At 46.6% G+C, this 17,253-nt stretch carries 9 protein-coding genes; 7 read left to right on the top strand and 2 right to left on the bottom strand.

Annotated features, from left to right (window positions below; translation table 11 throughout):
• Positions 1-108: 108 nt before the first annotated feature.
• From HFP08_RS07160 to HFP08_RS07170, 3 genes are all read left to right on the top strand, one after another.
• Positions 109-6,795 carry a LamG-like jellyroll fold domain-containing protein gene (locus tag HFP08_RS07160; RefSeq protein ID WP_168119863.1) on the top strand — a complete coding sequence of 2,229 codons (6,687 nt, stop codon included), beginning with the start codon at positions 109-111 and terminating at the stop codon, positions 6,793-6,795.
• A gap of 126 nt (positions 6,796-6,921) precedes the next feature.
• A complete protein-coding gene (locus tag HFP08_RS07165) occupies positions 6,922-8,286 on the top strand; it encodes a sialate O-acetylesterase (protein WP_168119864.1) in 1,365 nt (454 codons plus the stop codon).
• 39 nt (positions 8,287-8,325) lie between these two features.
• Entirely contained in the window at positions 8,326-8,895 is a 570-nt protein-coding gene (locus HFP08_RS07170; protein WP_168119865.1) for a maltose acetyltransferase domain-containing protein, read from the top strand.
• Positions 8,896-8,960: 65 nt separating this feature from the next.
• Here HFP08_RS07170 and HFP08_RS07175 read toward each other — a convergent pair whose 3' ends face one another.
• Together HFP08_RS07175 and HFP08_RS07180 are read right to left on the bottom strand one after the other, a co-directional pair.
• Positions 8,961-10,490 (bottom strand): response regulator, encoded by a 1,530-nt coding sequence (locus HFP08_RS07175; protein ID WP_168119866.1) that lies wholly within the window; start codon positions 10,488-10,490, stop codon positions 8,961-8,963.
• Complete coding sequence (locus HFP08_RS07180; protein ID WP_168119867.1) at positions 10,459-12,231, bottom strand: cache domain-containing sensor histidine kinase; 1,773 nt, start codon at positions 12,229-12,231, stop codon at positions 10,459-10,461. Before HFP08_RS07180 ends, HFP08_RS07175 begins: the two co-directional genes overlap by 32 nt.
• A gap of 175 nt (positions 12,232-12,406) precedes the next feature.
• Between HFP08_RS07180 and HFP08_RS07185 the strand changes: the two genes are divergently transcribed.
• The 4 genes from HFP08_RS07185 to HFP08_RS07200 all read left to right on the top strand — a co-directional run bounded on the left by HFP08_RS07185 (position 12,407) and on the right by HFP08_RS07200 (position 17,247).
• Positions 12,407-13,717 (top strand): ABC transporter substrate-binding protein, encoded by a 1,311-nt coding sequence (locus HFP08_RS07185; RefSeq protein WP_168119868.1) that lies wholly within the window; start codon positions 12,407-12,409, stop codon positions 13,715-13,717.
• A gap of 82 nt (positions 13,718-13,799) precedes the next feature.
• Entirely contained in the window at positions 13,800-14,684 is an 885-nt protein-coding gene (locus HFP08_RS07190) for a carbohydrate ABC transporter permease (RefSeq protein WP_168119869.1), read from the top strand.
• On the top strand, positions 14,684-15,514 hold the full coding sequence (locus HFP08_RS07195; protein WP_168119870.1) for a carbohydrate ABC transporter permease: 831 nt from the start codon (positions 14,684-14,686) through the stop codon (positions 15,512-15,514). Before HFP08_RS07190 ends, HFP08_RS07195 begins: the two co-directional genes overlap by 1 nt.
• 35 nt (positions 15,515-15,549) lie before the next feature.
• Positions 15,550-17,247, top strand: coding sequence for an alpha-L-rhamnosidase-related protein (locus HFP08_RS07200; protein ID WP_168119871.1), 1,698 nt, complete (start codon positions 15,550-15,552; stop codon positions 17,245-17,247).
• Positions 17,248-17,253: the final 6 nt, after the last annotated feature.

Below are 17,253 nucleotides of genomic sequence, written 5' to 3' on the forward strand. Positions count from 1 at the left end.
GGGCGCAGGTGCAAAATATGAAGATTGTCCTGAAGTATGTAAGCGCTTTATAGTGAAATGGCGATCTTTAAAAGAATCGCATTTTAAAAATAAAGGGAGGTATATCATTTGGCTAAGCGTTTCAAGAAGTTGATGGCAATTACATGCATCGCAGTGCTTTTAGCGGGATTACTGCCGGGAATTAAGGAGAAAGACACTGTGTCGGCTGCGACAGTGAAAACGCCTGTTGTGACTGGAGATAATCCGATTTCTACGATTGATGTATCGATGGAGAACTATGATAGACCGGTCATAGAAGTAGATGGAAAGCCGTTTTTTTATAATGGCGTTCAACTCAGGTCGGATTGGATACGAAACAATATGCATTATGATGATGAGATGTTTCAGAATATATATAGTCAAGCTGCGGCAGATGGGTTTACCGTTGTCAACTCGCAGCTTTATTGGCTGCATATTCAACCCGATCAAATTTTCGAGGCTGCGGAAGCAACTTATATTTCCGGAGGCAGCAACGCAGACACCAATTTTGCAGACAGCACCTCTATCAAAGTGAAAGGTGGAGAAGATGACGACGAAAAGTCAATCGCTTACTTTAAGTTCGATTTTTCAAGTCTTGATTCCAATACGCTTGACTCGGAAGAGGACGCTTCCAAAATCAGAATTTTTGTGGAGAATATGGAGGATGGCGTTGCTGATCTGCATTTGTACGCCATTATGAATAATGATTGGGCAGCGGATGAGATTACCTGGAATAATCATCCCGATGTTCGGAATGAGGGCGTAGAAGGTGTCGACTATGTGGATCTGGGGGGCACGCCTTGGTTTGATCCAGTAAAGCAGGTTCAGGCTTATGACTTCGACGTCACGGATTTTATCAATCAGTATGTTTATGACAAGGTGGATAAAATAGCAAGCTTCATTCTGGTTGGCGAGAACGGGGTAGGCGTTTCCATAGATAGGGAATCAATGCCCGACAACGATCCAAGCACCAATAAGAATATAGGTCTTGCGCCGAGCCTTGTTGTTTCGCGAGCAAACGTGTTTAATTATGATTGGCTCGACAAGGTCATCGGATGGTCGGAAGTCGCCGAGTTGAAGCTGGAACTTCTATGGTTCGGATCGCAAATTGTCAAAATAACTGCGGATAATTCGACACCGTATTATGTCATTCATAATTACGAAAAGATGGAGCAAGCGGATGGAAATCAGTTGGCCAAAATCAGAACATCCACCAACGCAGTCAGCCTAACGGACAACTCTGTATATATGTACAGCATGTCATTGGATGATCCAGATTTAAGAGCGCATGAGTACAATGTACTGAAAGATGTGATGGACCATGTAGCTGAATATAATACTGCGCATGGAGATAAAAAAACGGTAATCGGCGTGCAGGTGCTGAATGAGCCGGGTTCCGGCATTGGCGGTGATCGCTCTTACTCTCCATACAGCCAGGCGGCATTTGAAGCGGGCGGATATACCGACGATACCAAAGGTAGAATACAATTCAGATATGATTCCTTCTGGGATTATTCGCAAAATCTTGCCAAGGCGGTAAAGGATTCTAATTACCCGGTATACACAAGAATGAATTTTCATACCGAGGAATTTGATTATGTATACCGGAACGAGAGGGTCAAGGCTGAGGGCGGCACTACCTATATGGACTTTGTCGGTTATGATCCTTACACCGGAGATATGGGAGAGGTCTACCAGTATGGGCAGGGACTAAACGACGACAGATATTGGGAACGATATAATTATGGAACGAATTTTCCAATGATTATGGAAACCTCCGCATTGGCGACGGATTCCGATTATCTGAACCTTTCGGCTCTAGCGGGAGGATCAACCTACAATTTATATCAATATGCGGGCAGCTCTTCTTTTGGTATGCGTGACTATGACTTGACACCAAGAAATAAAAACCTGGACGGCATCGTCAAAACAAATCATTGGCTGAACAAGCTATGGTATGATCTGGCGAGCAAGAAGCCTGACAGTGCAGGCAGTGACGCCAAGCTTATATTTTTTAACCACTATGCGGATACCGAAGCAAGTGTCACGAAGAAAGTGCGAGGTATTGACGTCAACTATGCTACAACGAACAAAGGTGTAGGGGTTGCGGTTGAGAAGAGCGAGAAAGAAATCATTATCGCCAGCAAAACCGCTTCCACCTTTACACTCAAGGATATGCTGTCTTACGGTCCGGTAACGATGACGAGCGGCTATTATGACAAAGATGCCAATTGGATATCGACAGGGGATAAGGCCTATAGCATTGATGGCACGGATCTGGCAGTTGCGATGGATGAATATGAAGTGGTGAAGGTAACGGCGGCTAATCCGCTTCCTGCCCTGGACACTGCATACGTGATTCATGAAGATTTTAATGAATTGTCCGAGCAATGGACGATTAGCAATGCAGGCGGAAGTGCAGCGCTTGCGGCTGTTCCTGGCGTGGTGGATCAAAGCTTGCAGATTACGTCTGGCTCGCAAGGACAAACCTCTGCCGAGCAAGCTTTCGCCCCATTGAGCGGAGATGTGAAGATTCAGGCGAGACTTCTTCCGGGGCAAACGGGCAAATGGTTTGGCGGACCTTATGTTTATGACAGCGAAGGCAACTCGCTTGTCGAGGTTGCTTTTGACGCGTCCAACCAGATTGTATACAGAAGCGGCAACGGAAATTGGACATCTGTGCAGCAGTATACGGACAGAACCTGGTTTGAAATTGGAATCGTCATTCATACGGAATCCAATACATTTGATGTTTCTGTAAACGACAAAGCGTCTGTGACTGGGGCGCCGCTGGCTATGCCTGCAGCGGATGTTGCCAAAATCAAATTTTTGGCGGAAAAGGGAGCTGCTGCAGTCCATGTCGATCAAATCAAGGTGTATCAGGATCGTATCATCCCTACTGGTATTAGCGGAAACTTGCTGGCGTATGTGGAGCAATTTGAAGAAGATGGGGGCATTGCGACTGCGGAAGCCGCAAATCAGTTGAAGAATGAATTGAGTCAAGCTGCTGGCTACGAAGCGGAAGGCGAGAATGGCAATGTGGTGACAAGTTTGCGCGCCTTCATCACTTTATTGAATGAGCAGAAGGAGCAAGAACTTATAAACGGGTCCGCGTATGAAACACTTACGGCCGTAACATCATCGTTATCCCGTTCTCTGTTTAAGGCTGAAGCAGAGCTGATTCCGTCGAAAAAAAATGTGTTGCCCGGAGAAAGCTTCGATATTCAGGCGATCGTACACAATGCCGGCGAGGTAAATCTGGAGAGCGCCGAAGTTTCCTTGCAAATACCTGAAGGATGGGATGCGGTTGCTCAAGAAGCGATGTCTGGAGAGCCGATATTGCCAGGAAGCAGCGCAAGCCAGACATTCCGAGTTACCGTATCGGATCAACAGTCTCAGATCCATGCAGCTCCGATATCGGTAACCGCTCATTATCAGGTTGTCGGCGGTCTGGCCGAAGTGCAAGCGCAAACCTTCGTGGCCGTGGCCCCGCAGTTAACCATTACGGAGATGAAGGTGACACCGGAAATTGTGGAGCCAGGCGAGGTTGCCAAGCTGAGCATCACTTATCAGAATAACGCCGACGCGCCGGCAGAGGGCTTGCTGACTGTTGAAGCTCCTGCAGAATGGCAAGTAGCGCCGTCGGACCGTACGTACAACTTGTCAGGAGGTCAAGAACAGACTGTCGAATTTGATGTGATCCCTTCGCCGGATGCAGTGATTTCAAAAGCGGATCTGCTGGCAAGCTTCTCCTCCGACGGGGCTGTTAGCGCGCAGAGCAGTGTCACTGTTCAATTGGACTTGCCTATACTAACGACGGAGGATGCAAGCGATAATCCTGTCACTGGCACACTAGCCGGACATGTTGTTGAAGGCGTTTCCGGAAATGCGATTGAAGGCTACGTGGAGCTTCCCGATGCGGACAAGCTGGATATAAGCGGTAAGAGCTCGCTTACATTGGAGCTGTGGGTGAAGCCGGAGGTGAACGATGGATCGGTAGCTATCATCGCCAAAGGAGATATGCAATACACGATCAAAGTGAAGGATAGCTCTAATTTGCAGTTTTTCATCTACAGTGGAGGATGGAGAAGCGTTACCGTACCGCTTCCGCAGGATTGGGTTGGCAACTGGCATCATATTGCGGGCGTTTATGACCAATCAAACGTTATGCTCTATATAGACGAAGCAAGAGCTGGAGTTCTATCCTCAAGCAATCGCAGCATTAATAGCGTGGATTACCCCCTTAATATCGGTCGCTCAGCTTCGACTCCAACGGCGGATCTATTCAAGGGAGCGATTGATCAGGTGCGACTCTACAATAAGGCACTGTCTGAAGCTGAATTGAGCAATTCGAGTCGTCAGCCCGATGCCAATACGGTATTATGGATGGATTTCGATGCGTTTCAAGCTCAGGTTGCCAGTGAAGACGCACAGGACATTCATGATGCGGCAAGAGCTATTGCCGGAAATAGTTATTCTGTCGATGAAGCAGATGCAACTAACGAATCAACAGTGACAGCGGCGATTCTTGGTCAGTTAAACGAACTTGAGGAAATGAGCGCTGCAAGCGTTACGGCAAGCGAAATAAAGATTGTTTCATTCACGCCGGCTGCATTGGGGAAGGACGGCAGCTTCACCTTCACCGCAACGCTGGCCAAAGGTGCGGACACAGGAAAAGTATCCGCTGTAGGAACGATTGTTGCCGCCGCCGATACAACGCCGCCAGTGATAACGCTGAATGGTCAAGCTGAGGTGACGATTCCGCTGAATGGTGAATATACAGATGCGGGAGCGACAGCCATCGATGATCGAGAAGGAGATATTTCCTATCTTATTGAAGCTTCGATCACCTATAATGGCGAACCTCTGGAACAGGCGATCGATACGGGCATAGCAGGCGAGTATACGTACCATTACAATGTTAGCGATGCGGCAGGCAACACCGCTCAGGAAGTGACCAGAATGTTGATTATTCAAGAGGATGGAGAGAGTACTCCCGATACTGTTCTGCCGGTCATCACGCTGAGTGGACTGACAGTGGTCGAAGTTACCTATGGCGCAAGCTACAACGATATGGGAGCAACGGCTGTCGATGATCGGGACGGAGATCTTACAACGGCGATTACGTCCCTGATAACGTATAATGACGAAGTAGTAGAGGCTATTGATACAGAGGTTCCAGGGACATATCTGCTCGTTTACAATGTCAGCGATGCAGCGGGCAATGCAGCGGAGCCGGTCACAAGAACCGTTATTGTAAATGAACAGCAGCAGGAGCCGGACGATGCTGAGGCAATCAGCGAAGCCAAAAGCATTATTGAAGAGGCAACTTACTTTGTTAATGAAGGAACCGCAAACACGCAAGAAGCAGTTGATGAATGGTTATTCAGCCAGATCGCTGGTCTTGCAGGACTGGAAGCAACCGGGGTGACGGTGGGCGATCTAACCGTTTCGGATTTCACTGCGGCAGCAGACGGAACGGACGGTAGCTTCGCTTTTACGGCAACATTAAGTAAGGGGGAAGAAACGAGCGCGGTTGCAGGCAATGGAATCATTTCGGCTGCGCCAGTTGACACTCAGCCGACACCGACACCGACACCAACACCAACGCCAAGCACAACGGCAAGTCCAAGCGTCTCGCCAGTCCCTACGCATCCCGTGCTTGGAGCGGATGATCTGACTGACGATGGGAACGGTGCGAAGACAGTGCAAGTGTCGGAGGATCAGGACATCATCTTCCTTCCGGGCGACGTTGCCGACCTGATCGGCGATAACGCTTTGCGCTTGAACAAGAAGGGACTATCCATAGTGGTTCCGAATGCGATGCTGAATCAACTGCAGCAGCAAGCTGAGGATCACAATGCAAACTCCGTTCAGGTAGATATCGCGGCTGCTCAAACGAAGCAAGCATTAGGATCATTGGTCAATAAAGCGAATAGAAGCGAGACTGTTCAACTGACGGCGGCAAGCAAGTTGTACCGAATCGGACTCTCGGGAGCTGCTAACGAAGAAGAGGATCAGGCTTTGAATGACTGGGCGCAGCCGATTACCCTTGTGTTCGACATCGATCCATCCGTCGATGCGAGCTTGCTCGGCGTGTATAGAATTGCATCGGATGGAAGTATGCAGTATGTTGGAGGTAAGATGGCAAATGGAACCATGATCGTGGAAGCAAATGAAGCAGGTTCCTATGCCATACTGGAGTACAACAAATTGTTCGAGGACGTGCCGCCAACCATGTGGGCCAGCGCAGTGATTAAGCAAATGGCGGCTAAGCACATTATAGAAGGCGTATCCGACACGCAGTTTAATTCGCAGGGGATTGTGACACGCGCTCAATTTGCGACGATGATTGCAAGAGCGCTGGATTTGAAAGCAACCGACGGAGCGAGCTATAGCGATGTTGGCGTCGATGACTGGTATGCCGCAGCGGTTGCGGCGGCAAGCGAAGCGGGCATTGTTCAAGGACAAGGAACGGGCAACTTCGCTCCGGATGCAACCGTATCTCGAGAGGAAATGGCCGTGATGCTGGCAAGAGCTTACGCTTATGTAACCGGTGAAGCAGTGAAATCAAACGATGGTCAATCCTTTGCCGATTCCGCTCATATAAGCAATTGGGCGCAAGAGGCAAGCGAGTTTGCGAAAAGCATTGGTTTGATTAACGGACGAAATGACAACATCTTTGCGCCGAAAGAGCAATCGACCCGTGCGGAAAGCGCGCAGGCAATCGCGAATTTGTTAAAGCTTATGTACCAGGAGGGAAACACCATTTCCTGATCGGCAAAGACGGGCAGATTTCGAGTAATTTCGAAGTCAGCCTGTCTCTCTTCGTTCTTGCCAGCTATGAAAAATGCAAGGTATAAGTTACCATAAAGAGTATATAACAAGTAGGAGGAAGTTAAAGTGGACTTACGTGTGTTGGAAGTAGAAGCTTATCGTGTATATCAACGTAATCAGGATAATCAATGCGACATTCCATTTGGACTTGAAGGTTCAGAACCTGTAGAAGGAACCGTCGAGGCGCGGTTATTTTCTTCGGTTTATTCCACAGCCTGGCAGGTAATGGGGAAGTCGGAGGGACAATGCTTTCAAGGAATATTCCCTAATGTCCCAGTGGGCTCTTTTGGAATGGAATTCCGAGTAACCAGTGAAGATCATGTGGCTTCTATCTCTGTATCGCCTGTTTTTGTAGGTGATTTATGGCTCCTTGCCGGTCAGTCCAATATGGAGGGATGCGGCAAGGAGATTGACGTGGAAACGCCAGTGGAGGGGGTCAGTTGCTTCTATATGGGAGATCGCTGGGGACTGGCGGAAGAGCCATTATGTTGGCTGCAAGAAGCGATTGATCCTGTTCATTGGAAAGTACCGGCGGAGAAGGTTGCTGAAGAAGCAAAGCGGCTTCGTCGTGAGCGGACGAACGGTGCCGGGCTTGCCTTAACATTTGCCAAAGAGATATTGAGAGAAACCGGCGTGCCTATCGGCTTAATTATGGCTCCGCACGGCGGTACAAATATGCTGAAATGGGACCCTGCCAAACGAAATGAAGGTGGAAATTCATTCTATGGCGCGATGATTCGGAAAGTGAGCAAGTTAGGCGGCCGCATAAAGGGCTGCCTTTGGTACCAAGGAGAAAGTGATGCCAATGAAAGTGACGCGCCCTTCTATCTTGAGCGAACCATTGCGTTTATGAATAGTTTGCGACAAGATGCAGGCGACGACAAACTCCCGATCATCTATGCGCAATTAGCTGTTCACTATAGTCCGGAAGATCCCCGGTGGTGGAATCTTGTTCAACAGAATCAGTTATCACTTGAGGAACAAATGGAGGATATGTGGATGGTGCCAACCATTGATGCTTCCATGTCTGACGGTATTCATCCTGATGCAAAATCGCTGCAAAACATTGGGCGTCGCATGGCATGGCAAGCTATTCATCATGTTTATGGCAGGCCAAGCGTTCTTCCCGGACCAAGATTAAGTGCGACGGAATGGAATGAACAGCGAACAGAACTCATCCTTTCGTTCAATGGGATTAACTTTCGTTTAAATGCTGTTAGACAGGTATTCGGCTTTCGTGTAGAGGTTGATGGCTGCAATCAGGCCTTTACGGGAAGGGTTAGCGAAGACGCTCAGAAAGTCATACTCTCATTTGAAGAACCTGTTATTGGCGAAACCAGTCTTCAGCATGGCTATGGCAGGAATCCCTTCGTCAATATTCGTGATCAGTTCGGGATACCCTTGCCGGTTTTTGGGCCAATTCCAGTATAGTTGAAAAATATGTCAATTCAATGATGGGAAAGGATGATCATGTTGAGCGAACGCACAGAGAAAGAAAAAATGCTGGCGGGAGAGTTGTATGCTGCCGGTGATCCGCAATTGATAAAGGATCGAGAGAACGCCAGGAGATTAACCCGATTGTTGAATCAGACGATTGAGACAGAATACGAAACACGCGTAGAGCTGCTCAAGGAGCTCTTCGGCACAACGGGTAATCATGTTTATGTCGAGCCAACGTTCCGTTGCGATTATGGCTATAACATCCATGTTGGAAACCATTTTTTTGCTAACTTCGATTGCGTTATCTTGGATGTATGCGAGGTTAGAATCGGCGAAAATTGTTTGTTGGCTCCTGGCGTACATATTTATACAGCAACGCATCCCTTAGATCCAATTGAACGATCCTCCGGAGCCGAATTCGGCAAACCGGTAAAAATAGGAAATAATGTATGGATTGGTGGACAAGCCGTCATTAATCCGGGCGTTACAATCGGAGACAACGCAGTTATCGCCTCAGGCGCAGTAGTCACGAAGGATGTGCCTGATAACGTTGTTGTTGGTGGAAATCCAGCTAGAGTTATCAAAACCATAGAACCTTAAAATCAATTTATATCATCAGAGGCAGGTTGAAATTCGAGCAATCTGCCTCTATTCTTATCTATTTGTCAACCGTCTACTTCGGTTACCGTAATCGAGTCGACATACCGCTTAAATTCCGATGGCAGAATGCCTACAACTCTTTTAAACAAAGCGGTGAAATGTTTGGAGCTTTGGTACCCCACCATGGATGCGATTTCATACAGCTTGTGCTCGTCGTCAATGATCAGCTGTTTGGCTAGTTCCATGCGCTGTTGGATCACATAATCAATGAAGTTGATTCCGGTCTCTTCCCTGAATACCTCGCTTAAATAATTTGGATTCATTCGAACATTTTCAGCTGTTGACTGCAAAGTCAAATTTCCGCTTACATTCATCTGGATATAGCGCTTTACCCGGATGATAAGCGGAGAATCCGAATGTTTTTGGGTCTGCCGAATATGTTGCAGAATTTCCTCTGCGAGTTCCTTCAGCTTGTTTATCCACATTTCACGTGAAAAGGTGCTTTGATCCTCGTTCAGAACTTCCATGGAGGATGGCGTTAGAGCTAAATGCTTCGGCAGCCCGGACTGTATAGCAAATTGTCCCAGAATAGCCAAACCATAAACAAACTGGTCCCGCCAAGTATCAGGCTGATGTGGAGAAAAGCTGTCAGCTATCATACTGTTAATATGCGAAAGCTGCCCCTGCTGCAAAGCTACCATCCATTCAACGGTATCGGTGTCTGAATCCGAAACAAGTTGGAACCGGATCTCCATTTTGGCGATGTTCCAAGAGGATTGAAGCTGACGAAACTCCTTAAAGATAGGACTGCTTCCCATCATAAATGGAATTTGGGTATGTTCGTTTGTGAAGCTAAAGAAGTTTTCTTCAAATTGAATTAAGGTCTCTTTCAATATGTTTTCATCCGGCGACCAATGAAGAGCCAAGATCATTCCGTCTTCCACACGAATGACTTTACCTTGCGAATGAATAAGTTCTTGACATGTTTTCATTAGAAAATAGAGATATAAACTCCGATCGCCGGGCACAAGGGCGTGAGCGTTAAGATACACGGCCACGGCTCCGAAATATAAACCTTCCATAGGCAGGCCCAACCGCCGAAGCTGGTCCTCGCATGCTGCGGGAGAATAATTGTGTCCGTTCAGAAGCTGATGCAGCCAGTATTCGATTAATTGTTGAGATTGTTCATCCCCTTCTAATTTCTGATGAAACGACTTTATAATTCGATCTTCGATTTGCTTCAGCTTTTCAATTAATACAGGCTCCTCGACGGGTTTAGTAATGTAATCGACGGCACCCATGACTAGCATTTGGCGAACATAAGAATAATCGGTAAATCCGCTTAAAGCGAGAATCAATGGAGGATTCGGGCCTTGCTTCAACTCGGCATACATCTCAATTCCATTCATGTGGGGCATGGAGATGTCTGTAAGAACCAAATCCGGTTTAACTCGGCCAATCAATTCCAAAGCTTCTCGGCCGTTCGCCGCTTCGCCCAAGATCAGCCACGCAGGAGCGATCCTTCGTATTAAGGCGTTAAGCCCCTTGCGAATCATTGGCTCATCATCGACGATCACCATTCGAAATGTATTCATAACCTATAACGCCTCCTGTCTCGTTCTGCTGGGGAATCTTGTAGAGGGGAAGTTTACAGGTTACGGTTGTTCCTTCGCCCTCGATGCTGTCGATTTCAAGTCCAAATTTTTTGCCGTAAGATAATTGAATGCGTCGTTCAACATTTAACAAACCGATACTGGTCTCTTGGCCTGACTCGTTAAGAGCTGTCTGCATTCTTTTCCTCAGTTCTTCCAGACGCTCTGCTGCCATCCCTACGCCATCATCTTTCACACGAATTTCAAAGGATGAATCGGCTTCCTTCCTGATGACCTCTACATGGATGCATCCTGAGCGGGAGAGAGGACGCAATCCGTGAAGAACACTATTCTCAACAAGCGGCTGAATCATGAGGGCATGAATCGGGATCTTTTTCAATGAATCATCACAAGCAATAATAAATTTTGGCGGATAGGACAAACGTGCGGACTGCAGATATAAATAGTGTTCCACATACTCTAATTCCTGTTGCATCGTCACTAAACTTTGCTGACGGAAATTGACTTTCAGCAACTTTCCAAGTGATGCTATCATTTTGACCGTTTCGGAATTTCCTTCCGTTTCGGCCATCATACGAATCGTTTCCAGCGTATTGAATAGGAAATGCGGATTAATCTGGCTTTGCAAGGCGGAGAATTGCGCTTCTCGTTGACGGATTTCAGCAACATATGTGCGATCGATGAGCTCTTTGATTTGAGTCAGCATATGATTGAAGCTATTTCCAAGATGGTAAATCTCATCTCGCGACTTGGTATGGAATCGCAAATTGAATTCCCCGGATTCCGCTTTTCTCATCAGCCGCTGCAGCTGTTCTAGAGATAAGGTGACTTTTCTGGAGAACCATCCCGAGAACATAACAGCAACCAATATGGATGCGGCCATGATGAGTAATGAATTCAGCAACAGTTCTTTCTGATTCAACACGGATTTAATTGGAACTCCGAGTTCGAGCTTCCAAGGCGCCGTATTTAGTTCAGCTTCAGCTCGCAGCCAATCATCAGCATTAAGGGAAGGAGCACGGGTTGTGATATTCTCATGATTTGTAGAATATATGACTTCGTTCTGATCGTTAACGATGGAGACAAATGAATCGCTTCCAATTTGAATATTGCGAAGCAAATCATCAATTTTGGAGAAGTTCACATCAAGAACAATGATGCCGTAAGGCTGGTTTATTTCAAAAATATTCAGCTGCCTAAGAACTGAAAATATCGGCATAGATTCAGAGCTGTGTGAAGATTGCGCCAGAAAGGTACCGGATACCGCAGATTTGCCCCATGCTTTTTTGGCTTCAACAAACGCATCCGTCGATTCGGGAGCATATTCATACCGCTGGCCCTTCTGGTAAAGACTTATGCTTCCCATTTGATTATCAAACAAGTGAACAGCTGTTATATCTTCGCTGTTTGGATATAAATAAACATTGCGAATATAATTCTCCAGTTGTATCGTCTCGGCGAGACTTAGATCCTGAAGATGCTTTCCGGAGATAAGACGTTCAATTTGATCGCGATCATATAGCGGTTGCATAGTTGCTGCAGTCAATTCCGAGAGATACGCATCCAGATTGATTGACAATTGGTGGGAGAGCTCATTCATCGTCAGGGACATATTTTGCTTTGTGTTCGAGACATGAATAAGATAATGGCTATATGTAATGATGGTAATTAAGATAACGATAATCAGAGTATAAGAAATATTCAGCTTCTGTTTGAACGTCATAATGATATCGCTCCTTCTTACGCTTAAGTATAGAGGAAGAGACGCCTTCATGGAAATTGATTTGTCGAATAAAACCGAATAATCCGTCCCATTCCGAGAAGAATGCCGTTTATAACAGTTTTGCCTGCATGTCATAATAAGATTGCAATTAAATCATATTCAGGGGGAAGCAAGCATGAAAAAACAACTTACAGTTTGGTTTCTAGCAACGGCATTACTATTATTGTTGTCGGCATGCGGAAACAATTCAGAAAACGGCACTTCCGGCAACACTGCAGGGGAGAACAATTCCAACACAAAAGCCGAGGCTGTGACTCTAAAGGTTTCATTAACCGCTCAGGATATGAGCGGCTTGGAACAATTGGCAAAGCAATATGAAAGCGAGAACGATGGAGTTAAGATAAACATCGAACGTGCGCCGGACGATCAATTCAAGCAAACCTTGGGCGCGCAGCTGGCGGCGAATGAGGCTCCGGATTTATTCGTGCAATGGCCGGGTCTTAGCAAAATCGGACTTAGCATTAACGCGGGTTATTTGGCGGATTTAAGCGATGTTGCTCCAGTGGACAATATTGACAAGGGTTTGCTGCAAGGCTTTAGCAAAGACGATAAGGTTTATGGAATTCCTTGGAGCAAAAATTATCTTGCCGTTTACTACAACAAGGATCTCTTCGAAGCGAATGGCATTGAAGTTCCAACCAATTGGGATGAGTTTCTGGCTGCATGCGAGAAACTGAAGGCAGCAGGAGTGACTCCAATTGGACTGGGAGGCAAGGAAGCTAGTAATGTGATGTTTTTATGGTACGCGTTGGCTCCTTCTACCGTGTACGCGGAGGATATGGATTGGGATCAGAAGCGGTATAACAATGAGGTTCAATTCGCGACCTCGGATTCTTGGAAGGCTGTAGCTGAGCAGTATGAACAGTTAGTAGATAATGGATATATCAGTAAAGACGCGCTCGGCGTTTCTGGTGATTCGGCCAGGACTTCATTGGGTGCAGGCAAAGCGGCGATGATTATAGACGGAAACTGGTCGATGAGCGGATATGAGGAGATCGCAAAAGCTAACAATGTCAATATTGGCATGTTTGCGCTGCCAGGCAATAAAGCCGGCGAAGATATCTGGTTGTCTTCAGGGCCTTCTACCGGACTGACATTGTGGTCGGGCAGCGAGCATCAGGAGGAGGCGAAGAAGTTCCTTGCATTCCTATACGCTGATGATAATTATCTGACTTTGATTGGACCAGGCCAATTCTCGACCTTGAAGACGGTGCAACCGGAAAGCTCAGATATGTCGGCTGACATTATGGATGTCGTACAAAATGCGCCTGCATATCAGTTTTTGGATATTGGTTGGCCGAGTGGCGCAAATGAGGCGTTCAATGCTCCAACCCAAGCGGCGATTGGCGGAGCAACATCTTTTGAAGAAGTGCTGGAATCTGCGGATCAAACCTGGGACAAGGCCGCAGCCAATATGAAAAAATAAGGCGTGAATTAGCGGAGGAGGAGAGACCCGCGTCTCTTCTCCTTTCTACTTGATTGACGATAGAAGAAAGAAGGGAATACGAGTGGTTACGAAGAGAAAGTTACAACAGGTTTCCTATACCTTTGTTTTGCCTGCTGTATTGTTGTACGTTGTTTTTTTCATCTATCCCAGCATACAAAGCTTCTATTACGCATTAACGGACTGGAACGGCATATCCCCTGATTATCATATCGTTGGCATGGATAATTTCATTCATTTATGGAGTGAATCCCGCTTTTTGGCATCCTTTAAGAATACATTTATTTATGCAATAGGCCTTACCTTAGGACAAAGTATTCTTGGACTGGTATTTGCCCTTTTGCTCCAAATCAAGATGAAGGGTCAAAGTCTGTTTCGGTCGATCTTCTTCAGTCCCCAAATCATGAGTTTGCTGGCAATCGGCTATATCTGGTCTTATATTTATGATCCGGGCATCGGCAGTTTAAACATGATCTTGAATGAACTGGGCTTATCCTCTTTGGCACTGAACTGGCTGGGCGATATGGATTTGGCCATATGGTCTATTGTATTCGTAAGCATCTGGCAAGGAGCGGGCTGGTGTATGGTTATCTATTTGGCCAACCTGCAATCCATTCCTCAAGATTTATACGAGGCGGCTTCAATCGACGGTGCAGGAACTTTGAAACGGTTTCGGCATGTGACATTCCCTCTTCTGGCGCCTGCAATTACCATTACCCTCGTCACTGGCACCATAGTTGGGCTCAAAGCCTTTGATTTGATCATGTCTATGACTCATGGCGGCCCTGGATATGTTACAGAAAGCATAAGTACGGTTATGTATGATACTGCTTTTAACAAAAGTTTATTTGGTGAAGCTCAGGCTATGGGGATTGTGATGTTTATTATTATTTTTATCATAACGATTCTACAGCTTACTTTCTTGAAGAAGCGGGAGGTTGATGTTTAGTGAAAAAAGTATCCCGTGTTCAAAGCTTTGTCCAATGGAGTCTGGTTCTGCTTTTGTCATTGGTTTATATCTACCCGCTTTATATGCTGCTAGTCTTTTCCTTCAAAAAAAATGAAAATATGTTCTCTAGCGCCTTTGGCCTTGATGGAGGATTTCATTTAAGTAACTATGTAGAAGCTTGGACAAGATCGAATTTTGAGGTGGCGCTTCTAAATAGCGGCGTGATTAGTATTACATCTGTACTGGTTATGATTATGTTTGGCGCTATGGCTTCCTATCCATTGGCGAGGCGTATTGGGCGATTATCATCCTTTCTTAGTTTGTTTTTTGTAGCAGGGTTAATTGTGCCGATGCAGCTCAATCTGATTCCATTATTTCAAATGATGATCGGTTTAAACCTGAATCATTCCAAATTAGGAGTCATTCTTCTGTATATTACTTTCGGATTGCCGTTAACGATCTTTTTGTTTACCGGATTTATGCGCTCGCTGCCTCGTGAGCTGGAAGAGGCAGGACAAATTGACGGTTCGTCGCCTACCGGAATCTTTTTTAGAATTTTGCTCCCGCTTCTGAAGCCGGTTGCTTCAAGTGTGTTTATCCTTCAGTTCCTTCATATCTGGAATGATTTCTTTCTTCCTGTCGTATTTCTGAATACCGATAAGCTGCGAACGGTGCAAGTGGCTGTCTATTCTTTCGCCGGTCGATACAGCAATGATTGGTCGCATATGTTCCCGATGATTGTCATCTGTGTTGCGCCAGTCATGCTGCTCTATATCTTCTTGCAACGCTTTATCATTTCTGGAATTATGTCGGGGGCGGTAAAGGGATAATTTCATTCTACATTTGCTAGGGAAGGAGCGTCTTAATGATACCTTTATGGAAAACATTGATGGTGAAGGAAGACCAACGCAAGACCTATTACATTGATCCTGTTCGAATCGTATGGCGTTCAGATAATGAGGACGCAATCCTTACAGGAGCAGAGCTTCTTCTACAGGGGCAGGACGGCCAATCGATTCATGATTCATCGAAACGCAAGACATGCGTAGCTCGGCATGCAGGCTCGGCTCCTGGCATTCTCTTGGATTTTGGGGTTGAGTTACACGGAGGCGTTCAGATCTGTGTAGCTATGGGCGGCAACAAAGAGAAATTGTCTGCTAGATTTCGTGTTCGTTTCGGTGAGTCTGTAATGGAGGCGATGAGCGAGCTAGGCGGCGAAACAAATGCAACGAATAATCATGCGACTCGCGACGGTGAATTTGAAGTCAGTTATATGGGAGCGGAAACAATTGGGAATTCAGGCTTCCGCTTCGTTCGAGTTGATTTTCTCGATGTGGCGCAATTCATACAAATCATCAGTATTCGAGCTGCAGCCGTTATGCATGATGTTGAATATAAAGGCAGCTTTCGTTCAAATGATGAATTGTTGAATCAAATATGGGATACCGGGGCCTATACGGTTCATTTGAATATGCAGGATTACTTGTGGGACGGCATTAAGCGGGATCGGTTGGTTTGGGCTGGAGACATGCACCCCGAGACTTCGACGATTCAAGCCGTGTTTGGCTATCATGACGTCGTTCCGAAGAGCCTTGATTTTATGCGGGATGAATATCCTTTGCCGGAGTGGATGACCACATTCCCCACATACTCCATCTGGTGGATATTGGTTCATCATGATTGGTATATGCACAATGGCGATCTCGCCTACTTATTGGAGCAGAAAGATTATATGACAGGATTATTGCGTCAATTGGCAGGTTGTATCCGTTCGGATGGCACCGTTGACATTTCGAATCCATTCCTGGACTGGCCATCCTTCGCCAATCCAGAAGGGGTGAAGGCAGGCGCGCATGCTTTATTTGTCTGGTGCATGAACGCAGGGGACAAGCTCTGCGGCATCCTGAATGATCCGGAGACAAAGGAGCTTTGCCGACAAGCTGCTCAGAGGCTTCGTCAAGTCGTTCCTAATCATAATCAAAGCAAACAGGCAGCTTCCTTGCTTGCTTTAACGGGCTTACTTGAACCGCAAGCGGTCAATGAAGAAGTGATTGCGCCTGACTCGCCTAGAGGTTACTCCACCTTCTACGGTTATTATATCTTGAAAGCTCGTGGAGAGGCGGGGGATATACAAGGCAGTCTTGACAGCATCCGCGCCTATTGGGGCGGAATGTTATCGCTGGGCGCGACAACCTTCTGGGAAGATTTCGATATCGATTGGCTGAATAATGCTGCGCGTATTGATGAGATCACACCCGAAGGGAGGGTTGATGTTCACGGCACATACGGCGGACATTGCTATCAGGGCTACCGTCATAGCTTATGCCATGGCTGGGCTTCGGGGCCGACTGCTTGGTTGACCGAATACGTATTAGGTGTTCGAGTGGAGGAGCCTGGTTGTCGGGCTCTGAGAGTGACTCCGCATTTAGGGGATTTGCAGTGGGTGGAAGGCACGTTCCCAACGCCTCTTGGCATTGTAAGCGTCAGGCATGAGAAATGCGAGGATGGTTCCATTCATACGAAAGTTGAAGCGCCGGAAGGCATCCGAATTATTCGAGAATAGTTTTTC

The sequence above is a fragment of the Paenibacillus sp. HB172176 genome, from assembly GCF_011947265.1.
Lineage (GTDB): Bacteria > Bacillota > Bacilli > Paenibacillales > Paenibacillaceae > Pristimantibacillus.

What these genes read in the sequence shown, in the direction of transcription:
- HFP08_RS07175 (WP_168119866.1), bottom strand. Translation starts at nt 10,490, where the DNA reads ATGAATACATTTCGAATGGTGATCGTCGATGATGAGCCAATGATTCGC.
- HFP08_RS07200 (WP_168119871.1), top strand. Translation starts at nt 15,550, where the DNA reads ATGATACCTTTATGGAAAACATTGATGGTGAAGGAAGACCAACGCAAG.
- HFP08_RS07185 (WP_168119868.1), top strand. Translation starts at nt 12,407, where the DNA reads ATGAAAAAACAACTTACAGTTTGGTTTCTAGCAACGGCATTACTATTA.
- HFP08_RS07180 (WP_168119867.1), bottom strand. Translation starts at nt 12,231, where the DNA reads ATGACGTTCAAACAGAAGCTGAATATTTCTTATACTCTGATTATCGTT.
- HFP08_RS07170 (WP_168119865.1), top strand. Translation starts at nt 8,326, where the DNA reads ATGTTGAGCGAACGCACAGAGAAAGAAAAAATGCTGGCGGGAGAGTTG.